General features: G+C 38.7%; 12 protein-coding genes. 2 read left to right on the forward strand and 10 right to left on the reverse strand.

Features of this window, described 5'->3' with window-relative positions; translation table 11 throughout:
• Positions 1-48 precede the first annotated feature (48 nt).
• Positions 49-543 (reverse strand): prolyl-tRNA synthetase associated domain-containing protein, encoded by a 495-nt coding sequence (locus RBQ60_RS10305; protein WP_307883611.1) that lies wholly within the window; start codon positions 541-543, stop codon positions 49-51.
• A gap of 829 nt (positions 544-1,372) precedes the next feature.
• Between RBQ60_RS10305 and RBQ60_RS10310 the strand changes: the two genes are divergently transcribed.
• Positions 1,373-2,620: a glycerate kinase type-2 family protein gene (locus RBQ60_RS10310; protein ID WP_307883613.1), complete on the forward strand. Its 1,248-nt coding sequence runs from the start codon at positions 1,373-1,375 to the stop codon at positions 2,618-2,620.
• 426 nt (positions 2,621-3,046) lie between these two features.
• Here RBQ60_RS10310 and RBQ60_RS10315 read toward each other — a convergent pair whose 3' ends face one another.
• The 5 genes from RBQ60_RS10315 to RBQ60_RS10335 all read right to left on the reverse strand — a co-directional run bounded on the left by RBQ60_RS10315 (position 3,047) and on the right by RBQ60_RS10335 (position 6,218).
• The gene (locus tag RBQ60_RS10315) at positions 3,047-3,247 is read right to left on the reverse strand and encodes a cold-shock protein (RefSeq protein ID WP_066086108.1); all 201 of its coding nucleotides are present in this window, start codon (positions 3,245-3,247) and stop codon (positions 3,047-3,049) included.
• Between the two features lie 106 nt (positions 3,248-3,353).
• Positions 3,354-3,821, reverse strand: coding sequence for a ribonuclease HI (gene rnhA, locus RBQ60_RS10320; protein ID WP_307883615.1), 468 nt, complete (start codon positions 3,819-3,821; stop codon positions 3,354-3,356).
• Entirely contained in the window at positions 3,818-4,519 is a 702-nt protein-coding gene (ispD, locus tag RBQ60_RS10325; protein WP_307883616.1) for a 2-C-methyl-D-erythritol 4-phosphate cytidylyltransferase, read from the reverse strand. Before ispD ends, rnhA begins: the two co-directional genes overlap by 4 nt.
• An 81-nt stretch (positions 4,520-4,600) precedes the next feature.
• Entirely contained in the window at positions 4,601-5,680 is a 1,080-nt protein-coding gene (locus RBQ60_RS10330) for a PIN/TRAM domain-containing protein (RefSeq protein ID WP_307883617.1), read from the reverse strand.
• Positions 5,681-5,750: 70 nt separating this feature from the next.
• Positions 5,751-6,218 carry a CarD family transcriptional regulator gene (locus RBQ60_RS10335; RefSeq protein WP_307883619.1) on the reverse strand — a complete coding sequence of 156 codons (468 nt, stop codon included), beginning with the start codon at positions 6,216-6,218 and terminating at the stop codon, positions 5,751-5,753.
• Between the two features lie 464 nt (positions 6,219-6,682).
• Between RBQ60_RS10335 and RBQ60_RS10340 the strand changes: the two genes are divergently transcribed.
• The gene (locus tag RBQ60_RS10340; protein ID WP_307883620.1) at positions 6,683-7,576 is read left to right on the forward strand and encodes a DegV family protein; all 894 of its coding nucleotides are present in this window, start codon (positions 6,683-6,685) and stop codon (positions 7,574-7,576) included.
• Between the two features lie 286 nt (positions 7,577-7,862).
• Here RBQ60_RS10340 and alr read toward each other — a convergent pair whose 3' ends face one another.
• The 4 genes from alr to RBQ60_RS10360 all read right to left on the reverse strand — a co-directional run bounded on the left by alr (position 7,863) and on the right by RBQ60_RS10360 (position 14,122).
• Positions 7,863-9,056, reverse strand: coding sequence for an alanine racemase (gene alr / locus RBQ60_RS10345; RefSeq protein WP_307883621.1), 1,194 nt, complete (start codon positions 9,054-9,056; stop codon positions 7,863-7,865).
• Positions 9,057-9,192: 136 nt separating this feature from the next.
• On the reverse strand, positions 9,193-11,106 hold the full coding sequence (locus RBQ60_RS10350; RefSeq protein WP_307883622.1) for an oxidoreductase: 1,914 nt from the start codon (positions 11,104-11,106) through the stop codon (positions 9,193-9,195).
• A 204-nt stretch (positions 11,107-11,310) separates the two neighbouring features.
• Complete coding sequence (locus RBQ60_RS10355; RefSeq protein ID WP_307883623.1) at positions 11,311-12,885, reverse strand: acyl CoA:acetate/3-ketoacid CoA transferase; 1,575 nt, start codon at positions 12,883-12,885, stop codon at positions 11,311-11,313.
• A 112-nt stretch (positions 12,886-12,997) separates the two neighbouring features.
• On the reverse strand, positions 12,998-14,122 hold the full coding sequence (locus tag RBQ60_RS10360) for a 2-hydroxyacyl-CoA dehydratase subunit D (protein WP_307883624.1): 1,125 nt from the start codon (positions 14,120-14,122) through the stop codon (positions 12,998-13,000).
• Positions 14,123-14,132: the final 10 nt, after the last annotated feature.

Here is a 14,132-nt window from a genome sequence, read left to right on the forward strand (position 1 = left end):
AAAAAACTCACCTAATTAGGGCTACAGCAGGTTTTTGAGATTCAGTATTTAACGAGGTATTTCCACAATTTCCAGTTCGTTTCCATGTTCTTTTATAATATCAAAAACATCTTTTGGTGCTAGATAAATGGAAGCAGTATTATCATTGGGATGGACCCCAATTCTATCCACTCCAACAAAGTCCTTGTCAAAAAAAACCTTAACACTTCTTTCTGTGTCATTTAAGATACCCAGTGGTGTTACTGCGCCTTTTTTTAGTCCCAAATATTTCTCCAAACGCTCCTCCGAGGCAAAGGAAAGCCTTGTTAAACCAAGGGTTTTCCCGAAGGTTTTTAAATCCACTTTTTTATCGGCACGCAAAACTATAAGGTAATGGTTTGCGCCTTTTCCATCCCGCAAAAAAAGATTCTTTGCAACATCTAGATCTGTATCTAAGCCCAAACGAACCATATCATCAATGGTATAGGCAGCTTCATGATCTACCCATTCATAAGCAATTCCTTTTTTATCTAAAAGTTTTCTTACTTCTTCTTTATTGTACATGTTTTCCCTCTTTCCTTTGTAACCTTGTTGTAAATGATTTCATCGGTAAGTAGTATTATAGTTCCGTAATTATTATAACATAAAATAATAGAGAAAAGGAGCGGAGAATGGTGAACCCACGTTGTCTGCCACCTGAAAACTAAAATGTTTCCTCAAATATATTTGATTCTAAGGGAGTCTGTGGACATAGTTGCTTTTATTTGCCACAAAACAGCCTCATTTGTATAAATTGGGTTTTGCATTTGTAATGTTTAATTAGAGTTGAAAGCCACAAAACTCAGTTAAAATTCAATATTTTTTAATAAAATTAAATGTTTACAAAATGTTCATAAACCCTACATACCCAATTCATAAAACTATCTTATGATAGAACTATCCTTAAGAGAAGCAAGGATAAAGCAAATAATATAGTAATACATACCCTCCCCTTTAAAAGAGCCCAAATGGCTCTTTTTTTCTTTTCCCCTATCTTTTTTGTTTGTATTTTCATACATGCATGCTGCACTATGGACCCTAAGTGCTTTTATTCAATAAGATACGAAGGGTTTTAAGTTGAAAGATATATGGGAAAGTTAAACCTTAGAGAATAACGGAGCTGTATGCTATCTCATTGCTGATCTGCTCATGCTTTATGCACAAAGTAAGGATTCCAGTTATATATTTCTTGCTCAGCTTCTTATGCTTTATTAAGAAAATGATTGCTGAATATAAGAAACGCATGTTCTTACATAAAGACCTTACCTTTTTAAATATATTCATTTAGAATTTTTACTTACATTTGGTTAATTATGATATAATAGATACAAATTTCCACTAAAGGGAGGTAACCATGGGAATAATCAAAGAGGATGCAAAAAAAATAATTCATAGCTCCATTCAAAGAGTTTTATCCGATTCTGCTGTAAAACGTGCTTTAGAAGGGAAATCATTTTCAGGAAAGGTTGTTGTAATTGCTATCGGAAAAGCAGCATGGAATATGGCAAACGCAGCAGCGGAAATTCTTGGCGATGACATTGAAAAAGGCATTGTACTGACAAAGTATCATCATAGTCAGGGCCCCATCAAAAACTTTACTGTTCTGGAAGCGTCTCATCCCTTACCAGACGAAAAAACCATTACAGGAACAGAAGTAATAATCGAAGCTGTTTCTGACCTTTCTCCTGAGGATACTGTGATATTCTTAGTTTCTGGGGGTGGATCCGCTTTATTTGAAAAACCTGCGGGGAATTTGGGTTTGAAGGACTTATTGGAAGTTACGGACCAATTACTAAAGTGCGGCGCCGATATTGTTGAAATGAACACCATCCGCAAACATCTCTCCGCTGTGAAAGGCGGTAAGTTTGCGGCACTTTGTGCTCCTGCCCAAGTGTATACCATTGCCCTTAGCGATATACTAGGTGATAGACCCGACTCCATCGCTTCTGGCCCTACTTGCCCAGACCTTTCAACCTGTAAAGATGCTTTTGCCATCGTAGAAAAATATGGGCTGTCCTTAACAGAAGAAATGAAACAACAACTTTTCGTTGAAACACCAAAAGAAGTTTTAAATAACACCATGCTCATCACAGGAAGTGTAAATGAGCTGTGTATTGCTGCGGCAAGTGAAGCAAAAGCTTTGGGTTATGAACCATTGATTCTATCTACTTTTGTTGATTGTGAGGCGAAAGAAGCAGGGCGTTTCTTAGCAGCCATCGGCAAGACCATACAAAAAGACGGTTTCCCGTTAAAAGCCCCTTGTGCTATCATTTGTGGTGGCGAGACTGTTGTTCGTATTACGGGGAAAGGGAAGGGTGGCAGAAATCAGGAGTTAGCCTTATCCGCCGCAGCATCCATCACAGGTATGGATAACATTGTAATCGGAGCAGTTGGATCTGACGGTACGGATGGCCCTACGGATGCGGCTGGTGCCTTGGTTGACGGGTACACTAAAGAAACCTTAGATGAGGCAGGGATTTCCATCGTTGATATTTTGGCGGAAAACGACTCCAATCGTGCTTTAGCCATTACGGACGCATTGGTGATGACAGGACCCACAGGAACCAATGTGAATGATTTATATTTCCTGCTGTGTAAATAAAGGAATTTCTATTTGTAATCCGTTATTTAAGTGCTATATTTTTTTAACACTGTAATATAGCCCTAGGCCTTTTGGGAACAATCGGGTATTATACTGAACTATCATAAGATACACCTTCATTGAATCTTAGAAACGAATGTTGTTTTATTCTTAAATACGTTTACGAAAGGTAAGATGAGTGATATTGATACCAGCCCAAGCAACAACAACCCAGTCTTAAATCAAATTATGATTAAATAAAAAACTCCACTTAAAGTGGAGTTTTTTATTGATCTACATACAAAAAAACACAGGAGAAATCCTGTGCTTTTCATTAGGAAGTTACGCTTCCTATTTTTGCCCAACAATATGAAGAGCTTGCTTGCATAACCAGAAATAATTTATATTATCAATGCCTAGGCATTTTCAATACAGAATCAATATCGATTAAGCACGTGTTACATTTGCAGCCTGAGGGCCTTTAGCACCCTGAACAACTTCAAATTCTACTTCCTGACCTTCTTCTAAAGTCTTGTAACCATCAACCTGAATAGCAGAGAAGTGAACGAATACGTCGTCTTCACCAGGAACGGAGATGAAACCGAAACCTTTTTCTGCATTGAACCATTTTACTGTACCCTTTTTCATTGAATAAATCCTCCTACATAGATAAATAAAGAACTGTTACACGTCAATAATACCATAAATTTCATATAGTGTCAACGCAAATTTCCCACTAAATCACTGTTCTCATTTACAAAGTTTCATAATTTTCGTCATTTTCTAACGTATTTTTCTGTATTGCATCCCTTGCTAATTGGTCACATCGCTCATTTTCAACATTAGACGCATGACCTTTTACCCATATAAAGGAAACGCTGTGAATTTCTAATAGTTTTAGCAAGCGTTCCCATAAATCCACGTTAGATGCTTTTTCTTTTTTGTTGCGCATCCAACCCTGATTACGCCATTTAATGGCCCAACCTTTTTCGATTGCATCCACAACATACTTAGAATCACTATAAAGCTTGACGGCACATGGTTCCTTTAAAGCTTCAAGCCCTTTAATAACAGCCAACACCTCCATACGATTGTTGGTTGTTTTAAAATACCCCCCCGACAATTCCTTACGGGCAGAGCCATAAAGCATCACAACTCCATATCCCCCCGGGCCTGGGTTTCCCGAACAAGCACCGTCAGTATATATCGTTACTGTCCTCATTCTTCCTCCTCCTCCAAAAAACAAGTCCCTACAAGAATATCCTCCCTTGTGGTTATCTTGATATTTTGATAGCTTCCTGGAATGACCTTTATTTTGGCTCCAGCGAATTCAGCCACCGAGGCATCATCCGTACCTATAAAACCCTCTTGGGTTGCTTTTTTATAGGCACTCTCTATGATTTCTGTGCGGAAAGTTTGGGGTGTTTGAATATGCCATAGGGCACTTCGTTTTGGCGTTTCTACGACCACACCATCTTCATCACAAATTTTAATGGTATCCTTTGCTGCCACCCCAAGTACACAGGCACCATAGTTTTGTGCCGCTTCAATAGAACGATCTATCATATCCTCCGTAACAAAAGGCCTTACGCCATCATGAATTAAAACGATTTCCGTTTTTTCGGAAAGAACATTCAGCCCGCATTTCACGGAATCTTGACGCTCTTTTCCACCGATTACCACAGCAGAGATTTTCTTCCATCCATAGTCTTTCACCATGGCATTCACATCTTCTATGTTATCCTTACCCGTTACCAAAACAATTTCTTGTATATTAGAGAACTGCTCAAATCGGCTTACCGTATGGGCTAAAATTTCTTTTCCCCTAAGCTTTAAAAATTGCTTACTGATTTGGCTTCCCATCCGTCTTCCTTTACCGGCAGCCACAATAATTGCAGTGGCAATGGTTCTATTGTCCATGCACTGTCTCTCCCTTTTATAAAAGAAAAGCCCATGGCAACCCTTTAGTGAGTTTTGCTTCCGGGCTTTTATCATTTTCATTTACGAAGCAGCGGCTACCATTTTTGTAAAAATCATACGTCCGGCTGCTGTTTGCAATACACTGGTTACAACGACGTTTTTGGTTTCGCCAATAAATTTATTGCCGCCATCAACAACGATCATTGTACCATCATTCAAATAAGCAATTCCTTGCCCCGCTTCCTTACCTGCTTTGATAATTGTAACCTGCATTTCTTCCCCGGGCAATACCACAGGTTTGATTGCATTTGCCAACTCATTAATATTCAAAACACGCACGCCTTGAAACTCGGCTACTTTGTTTAAATTATAATCGTTTGTTACTACAAAAGCATCCATGCTTTCTGCCATCTTAAGCAGCATAGAATCCACTTCCATGGGTTGTTTTGTTGTAAATTCTTTAATTTCAACGGAAACTGCCAGCTGTTTTTGAATTTCATTTAAAATATCCAGACCACGGCGACCACGGTTTCTTTTTAACCCGTCAGCCGAATCTGCAATGTGACGCAACTCTTCCAAAACAAAATCTGGAATGATAATTTTACCTTCAATGAACCCCGTCTGCAGTAAGTCCATAATTCTACCGTCGATAATTACACTTGTATCTAAAATCTTAGGTCGTCCATAAATAGAAACTTTTTCTTGTGGTGTAAATGCAGGAATTAAAATTTTTTGCAAATTCTTTACGTTAAACTCGTCCTTTTTCCTTCTGGCAACTCGAATACCCAAAAGACCAAAGGTGATGTTCAGCAATACCACAATAAAAGTACCGATAGCTCCAAATCCATTAAAAGCAACACCGATCAGGTTTGCAATAATTAAACCAACTACGCAACCAAGCACAGTCAGCGCCAATTCTTTCACATTCATTTTGGTTAATTTATCCTCTGTTTGTGAAAGCCTTTTTAACAACATTTCCGTTATGTGCGAAGATAAGATAAGATAAAATATAAGTCCGATAAAAACTGCTATTCCTGCTGGCACATAAATTGGCATGGAAATATTCCATTGGAATAGATTAGTTAAAAATAAAATATGCATTATAGCATAAGAAACCGCCATAACGATTAAACTCATAATAATCTCTACAAGTCTTCTCATTCTTCCACCTCCTTTCCCCAATTCTGGTAAAAAGGGTATAATGCCCAAACTTTACCATAAAAGAATATTATCAATTTTCTAGCCATTTTGCAAGCAATTCTTCAGCTTTTTCACTATTAATTTCGTAAACAGAAATGATTTCACTTAGTACAATTTGTCTTGCCATTCCCAATAATCTGCATTCTACCGAAGAAAGCTTTTTCTTTTTTTCTTGGTCATACAACAGTTTTATTACCTCAGTGACCTGCTCCAGTTTCCCTGTTTTTAGTCGACTAAAGTTCTCCTTATACCGCTGATTCCAATTGTCAGATAATACAGGTTTGCTTTTACCCACACGAACGATGGTCTGTTCCACACTCACCTTCTCTTCAAGAAAGCGTATTCCTGAATCTTGGGCACGTTCTTTTGGAATTCGAATTCTCACATTTCCTGTGGGGATGCGGATAATATAGTATTCACCCTCATCAGTTCCTTCAATGCCTTCTATATATCCAGCCCCATGTAATGGATACACAATTTTCTGTCCTGTATGAAACATAATAAATCCCTCCTTTTTACTAATTTTTTCCGAAAAAGGAGATTCTTATGCTATATTTAAGACTTTATTATATTAAAACATTTTTAGCAAAAAGTCTTTAAGTTTTCATGACAATTTCTTTAAATTTTACAAGCATCAATATCTTTTATATGATATAATATTTTTTCAGCGTGTTTTTCTATCATAAAAATAAAATTCAACGGCATAAAACCAAAAACAGGTCATTGTAAAGGAAAATCTTTTATAAAATGTGCAAAGAAATTTCTGACGTTTTAGAAGAAATCGTTGGGTAAACCCTTTATAAAATAAGCGTTGAAACTCAACCAATTTTATCTTATTTTTTCTAGAAATACATATAATACGTAAAACATAGTTTTTCAAACTACGTATTGCGTTTTTCTATTGCATTTCCATGACTTATTTGCTATATTATGTATAATAAGTATTAACTGAAGGAGGAAGTTATGGCAGACTATCAAATTTTCAGCGACGGCGCTTGTGATATCGGTAAGGAACGAGAAAAAGAATTTGACATTTCTCTTATTCCTTTTTATGTTTCTTTAGATCATGAAAAATATTTTAAAGAAATTGAAGAAATTTCTTTAGAAAAATACTATAACTATATGACGGAACATAAAGGGTATCCAAAAACCTCATTACCCTCTGTTCAAGATTTTATTGACGCCTTTCGCCCTGTTTTAAATGAAGGTAAGGATATCATTTGTACCACAATTACTCCCTCTTTAAGTAGTTCTATACAGTCGGCTACTACTGCAAAAATGATGTTGGAAGAGGAATTCCCCAATGCAAAAATATACATCGTGAATTCTTGGAACATTACAGGCTCCCAGACCTTAATGTTAATGGAAATGGCCAAAATGAAAAAAGCCGGCAAAACAATTGACGAAGTTTTAGCTTACGCTGAAAAGGCAAAGGTAGATGCCCGTATTCATTTCATGGTTGGTGATCTTAGTTATCTTGAAGTTGGCGGAAGAATAGGCAAAATTGCAGCTCTTTCCGGTAGTATTTTGAAAATCAAACCTCTAATCATTCTTAAAGGAGGCGATATTAACGTTGGCGGTGCTGTAAGAAGTCGGAAAAAAGGTCTGTCAAAATTGGTTGATATCACACGGGAACATTTTAAAACAACAGGGGAAGATCCTAAGGACTATTATGCTTTGGTTGGTACAACAAATGTTTGGGAGGATGTTCCTGAGTTTGAAGCAGAATTAAAAAAAGCCATCCCTAACTTGGAATTTTTATCTTCCTTCCAAATTGGTGCAACAGTAGCTTCCCACACGGGACCTGGAACCCTTGGGGTTTGTTTTGCGAAAAAATACGAAGCTTACCAGTATTAAAAAAGCTTTTGCGATAAACAGTTGTTTATCGCTTTTTTAGTTAACAATGCCAAGCATTAAGGTATGGGATATTATTGCATCTCCACTTTGAATGTGATAATTTTTTTATGTCATCCATGACAAAACCTCCTTTGATTTTTTAGCGGTTGGGGAACCACTTTTACCTTATCAAAGGAGGTTTTCTTCTGCTATAAACAATTCACTCCAGCAGCGGAGCTGATGGTTTATCAGGGCGAAAAGCGCCAATCAAAAACAGCAGACTTTGCAATCTGCTGTTGTAATCTAGTTATTTATACTGATGCAAAACATGGTTTACTATACCAATTACCTTGCCATCTTGCTTATATATACGAGGAACTCTTTTTGTTATTACGCAAGTGAGCTCATAGTTAATTGTTCCCAAAATTTCAGCCAATTCTTCAATAGGCAGAACCTGCTCTCCTTGACGGCCAAATACAACGACTTCGTCGCCCATTTTTACATCGGGGATACCTGTTACATCAAGCATAATCTGGTCCATACAAACACGGCCAACAACAGGGGCAAAATGTCCGTTTACCAACATTCTAGCTTTGTTGGACAATGCACGGCTATATCCATCCGCATATCCAATGGGAACTGTTGCAATTACTCGATCTGTTTCAGCTGTATAGGTTCTCCCGTAAGAAAGCTGAGATCCAGCCTTTACTTCCTTAACCAGACCAATTGTAGTTTTTAAAGTCATTAAAGGTTTAATATCTATCATACCTTTACATTCACCGGAGGGGAGCATGCCGTATGTAATAATACCAGAACGGCACATACCTAAGTGCTTTTCGGGGTATGCGATGGTTGTTGCACTGTTAGCACAATGGCAAATGCCAACTTCCACACCTGAATCTTTTAACGCCACTACCATTTTGTTAAAACGTGTGAATTGCATTTCTGTAAAACGAGGGTTATCATCCTGAAAAGCATCTGCAACAGCATGGTGAGTAAAGATACCTGTCAAATGAAGATTGGTCATTTTGCTCACTTCAATGATATCCTTCAGAGATTCATCAAAGTTTTCTTCGTCTACTTGGAAACCAACACGAGTCATACCAGTATCCAACTTAACATGAACATTTACAACTACACCTGCTTTTTCTGCTTCCCTTTGTAAAGCTTCTGCATAGTCCATGCCAACCAATGCCTGTGTAAGCTTATGTTCTTCCATAAGTTTTACTGTATCAACTGGGGTGTAGCCTAAAATCAAAATTGGTTTCTCGATACCCTCGCTGCGTAGGCTCATGGCCTCTTCAATATTGGAAACACCGAACCAGTCAAAACCAGCATCCTGTAAAGCACGAGATACAAAACCATCACCATGGCCATATGCATCGGCTTTTACAACCCCCATTATTCTTTCGCCTTCAGCCAGTTTAGACTTGATGTTTTTGATATTATATGCCAACGCATCCATATCAATTTCTGCCCAAGTTCTCCTGATAAAATCCATCTCATTTCCCCCTCTGCTCTCTCCTAATCGTACAATGCCTTAACCATTTTGTGACAAGATATAACCTTGTATATTATAGTACATTTGACTAGATTTTTCAATATTCACATTATTTTTTGTTCAAATTTACTATAAGTTACGCTAGGTACAGCCTTGTAAACAGCTCGTAGGCAGATTGGATTGCATCTACACCATCCCCAACTCTTTCTGCATCACCAACCAAAGCATAAGATAACCGTTCGTCCATTAATGGCATTGTTAAGTAAGCATATTCACAGGGTTCAGAGCCTGTCGCCAAAATAATGACATCAGCCTGTAAAAAGAATTTTTGATTTGCAATGGAAATTAAAACTTTCCCATCTTCTAAACCATCAGCATTGGTATCCGCCATAAACTGAACACCTTTTCCTCGCAAAGTTGAAATAAGGGGTCTCGCTAATGGGCCAAGGTCTTTGCCAAAAGAAGATTTACAATCTATTATTTTAATGTTTCTTTCCTCTTCCCGTTCTTTTATATAGGCAGCAGTTTCAAGACCAACAGAGCCTCCGCCAATGATAACGATTTGCCCTTCTTGCGATTGAGATGGCAAAGGAGCCCGCCCAGACAATATATCGTTGGCAAGAATGCCTTTTTCTACCCCTTCTATCTGTGGCCTTTTGGGCTGACTACCCGTTGAAATCACCGTAAAATAAGGCTTTTTTTTCATCAAAAATTCCTCATCACATTTTTGCCCATAAATAAACTTTACTCCTAATTCTTTTAAAGTTTTTTCCATATATTTTACGTATTCTCCGATTCCCTCTTTTTTCGGAGGCTTTGCCGCTAGATTAAATTGGCCACCTAATGTCATTTCATCGGTAATTAATGTTGTCACAAAACCTCGTTCTGCAGATTTCTTGGCCGCCTCCATACCAGCAGGGCCACCACCAATCACAACAACTTCCTTTCGGGTTGCTATCCTTCTTCGCTGATTTTCAAAAAATTCCTGTCCCGCCTCTGGGTTGAATCCACAAGCTAACTTTTGTCCCTTTAACACACCACTGATGCAACGATTGCATCCTTGACATGGTAAAAACAGCTCCTTCTTCTCCACACGGTTTGCGAACTGGGGATCCGATAGAAAAGCCCTTGCAGTACCCACAAAGTCACACTGGTTCTCAGCTAATAGTTTCTCTGCAGTTTCTCCATCGTGGATACGGTTACAAGCAATCACAGGTAACGGAATATATTTCTTTAATGCCCCTGCGAACGGAGCATATGCCCCTTTCGCCACATGGTACGAAATCTGTTCTATAGGAGATTCATGCCATCCCCCTGTAACAGTTATCCCATCAATATGTTCCGAAGTCATACGGCAAAAAGAGATGGTGTCTTCTAAGCCGTAGCCACCTTCCACCATTTGCGCCCCAGAAACCTTCAACAAAATAGGGAAATCCCCTACTTTCTCACGAATAAAAGCTATGACCTCAAGGGGATAGTTCATGCCCTTATTTATTTTATAACCATAGGCATCCGTACGCAAGTTGGTGATAGGAGAAAGAAATTCTGATAATAAATACCCCGCAGATGCACTAATTTCAATCGCATCTACTCCTGCCTTTTTGCATATTTCCCCTGCAAAAGCAAAGTCTTCTTTTGTCTTAACAAGCTCTGCCTGATCCATCTCAATTGGTTCCGCCTTAAATATAGGAGAAGCCACGGCAGAAGGGGCAAATAGTGGTTTCTCCCCACGGTCATCCTTACTTTCATTTCGCCCACAATGAAAAAGCTGTACAATTAACTTGCATCCATGTTGATGTACTCGATCCACCAAAGTCTTAAAGCTTTCAATGTCCAGAGTTTGTGCCTGATGCATTCCCTTTAGGCTACCAGCCTCATTAACGGCCAAAACCATAGTTACTGCAGCCGCTCCGCCTTTGGCTCTTTCTTCATAAAATGCAAACTCCCTTTCGCCAATGGTATTTCCTTCTGCATAACCCGTATGCATTGCCAGCATAATCCAACGGTTTTTTAGTTCAAGCTCTCTTATTTTAAATGAAGAATATAGCATAAAATCCCTCCGTTTCCTTGAAACTACAATGTGCAAAACTTCTCTTATTCTTACGAGTAGGTATTCAAATATTTATACATTGAGTATAGCATATTATAAGTTCATTTTCTATAACGACTAAGGTAATAAACTAACACAAAAAACCCCCTGTATTCTTTCGAAAAACAGGGGGGATTATATAGCTTATTTACTATTTAAATAGAATCAAGCCTTCATTTCTTTCAGACCCATCAAGCCTTCTGCAAACAAAGCAGCATCCATCAATTTGATTTCGCCGTTTGCATCTCTGTCAATAATAGGTACAAATTCCATAACATCAAGAATTTGTGTCTGCAAATCAATACCAGGAGCAATTTCAGACAAATGCATACCGTCTTCCTTCAAAAGGAATACGCATCTTTCTGTAATATAAGTAATCTGTTGTTTATTTGCAAGAGCCACATCGCCATTGAAAGTAATTTGCTCAACGGATTTTATGAATTTCTTCTGTCTACCTTCTTGCACAATAACAACTTTGCCATCTTCGATGTTAACTTTTAAGCCACCAGCTGTGAATGTACCACAGAAGAATACCTTTGGTGTATTCTGTGTAATATTGATGAAACCACCACAACCAGCAATACGAGGACCAAATCTTGATACGTTAATATTGCCTTTTGCATCACATTCAGCTAAGCCCAAATAGCAAAGGTCTAAGCCGCCACCATCGTAATAATCGAATTGATAGCCTTGATCAATAAGCGAATCAGCGTTATAAGAAGCACCAAAGCGAACGCCACCAGCTGGAACGCCACCAATAGCACCACTTTCAGCAGTTAATGTCATAAAGTCAACAATGCCTTCTTCTTCAGCAACGCTAGCTACGTATTCAGGTGCACCAACACCCAAGTTTACAGCAACATCTCTTTCTAATTCAACTGCACCACGACGACCAATAACTTTCTTTGCACTTAAAGGAAGTGGCTCTCCTACAACCTCAGGTCTTCTACGTTCCCCTGATAACGCAGGGTCATATTCACAACCTAAAGATTGTTGATGGTCTTCTGGATCAGCAACTACAACATAGTCAACGTAAATTCCTGGAACTTTTACATGACGTGGATCAAGAGTACCAGCTTTCACTACTCTCTCAACTTGAACTACAACGATACCGCCACTATTTTTAACAGCTTGGCAAACAGATGTTCCTTCCAAAGGAGCAACTTCTTTCTCGAACGTGATATTACCACTTTCATCAGCGTATGTACCGCGAATAAGAGCAACATGAATAGGAAAAGCTGGGTAGAATAAATATTCCTGACCCTTAATCTCTACTAATTCAACAATGTCTTCTTTGGTAATATCATTTACTTTACCGCCACCATTTCTGGGATCAATAAATGTACCTATACCAACTTTGGTAAATACACCTGGCTTATGAGATGCTATATCACGAAATAGATGACACAGAGCACCCTGAGATACATTATAAGCTTCCATTTTATTCTCCAGAGCCATTTTTCCCAAAGCAGGAACAGTAGCCCAGTGACCAGCAATGAAGCGTTTTAAAAGACCTTCATGAGCGAAGTGCTCAGCACCTCTCCCGTCTCTGTTTCCTTGAGAACCACAATAAACATAAGTAATGTTTTTGGGTTCGCCTGTTTCTAAGAATCTTTTTTCTACAGCTCTATCAAGAGCTTCGGGGATTGCGTTTCCAACGAAACCACTTGTTGTAACTGTATCACCGTCTTTAATAAGCTTTGCAGCCTCATCAGCGGTAATAATGGGAACCTTTCTCATTGTCGGAATCCTCCTAAATCTTAGTCCATTTATTTTGCACTTTGCTTATTACAATACACTGGAGTAGTCACCCACCCCAGTGTAGAGTTATCGTATCAATGTTTAATTAGAATTACAGCATTTCTACGAAGGACTGCAATCTTGTCTTAACCTGTTCGAAAGAAGAAACTTCCTGGTCAACTTCGATCATCAGGTTCTTGATGCCTTTTTCTTCAAATTCTCTGTACATTACAGGGTAATCCCACTCTTCAGGATCACAGAATTTCATCATAGCTACGATGATTGCATCTGCACCTGTCTGGAATGTTTTGTTGATCAGCATCTTGCCGCGGCCTTTCTTTGTATCGGTAGCAACGGAGCAACCGTACATCTGCTGCCAAGCTCTAGCCATTCTGTAAAGAGGGCCATCTTCGCCATTGACAACGTCAACACGGATCTGTCTGGATTCCTGTGCCAAGTCGTCATCAACGATAGCGATTTTGAACTCGTTAAAGATTTCAAGCAATTCGTTGGGCTCAAGTAAGATACCTGTAACAACAACTTTCTTGCCATCCCAAGGCTGAACAGGCATAGCCTTAACTTCAGCGATAAGTTCTTTTACAAGTTCTGTGTGTTTTTCTTTCAACATGAACTGTCTTGCTTTAAATACAGCATGACGGCTTACAGCATCAATTACCTGAGGGTAGTCAGCTGCAACCTTTACGAATTCACGCATTACTGCTCTATTTTCATTGTAGATTGCGATGGAGTTTTCCAATGCAACGTTAGTAATTTGAACATCCAAGATAGATTCTAACTGTTTTTTAACCAATTCATATTCTGTTACTAAGAACTGGTTAGCAGCTTCCAAACCTCTGTTTTGAGGGTGTGTAAACACAATTACAGGGGATGTGCCTTTCCATTTCTGGCTTAAGCACTTCAATGTATCACAAGGTACGGAGAATAATACTGCGGAAAGATCATCATAAGCACCTTCACACTGTAGTTCCATAACCTGCTGCATAATTGAACAAGCGAAAGCAGGAAGGTATGTACGAGCCTTAGAGATTGTTTTACCCTGTGCGCCCCAGATGCCCATAGGCAAGTAACCTGTAGCGTGGATCATTTCTTCAGGAGCATAGAGAGGCATAATACCTACTGCACCTTTACCTGTTTCAGCTTTATAATCATCCATTGCTTTTTTAGGGTTTGCTGCAATGTCTTTTAATTGGGATAAAATAGCTTCTACTTTACTCATCGTTTTCTCC

The organism is Anaerotignum sp. MB30-C6 (genome assembly GCF_030908465.1).
GTDB lineage: Bacteria > Bacillota > Clostridia > Lachnospirales > Anaerotignaceae > Chakrabartyella.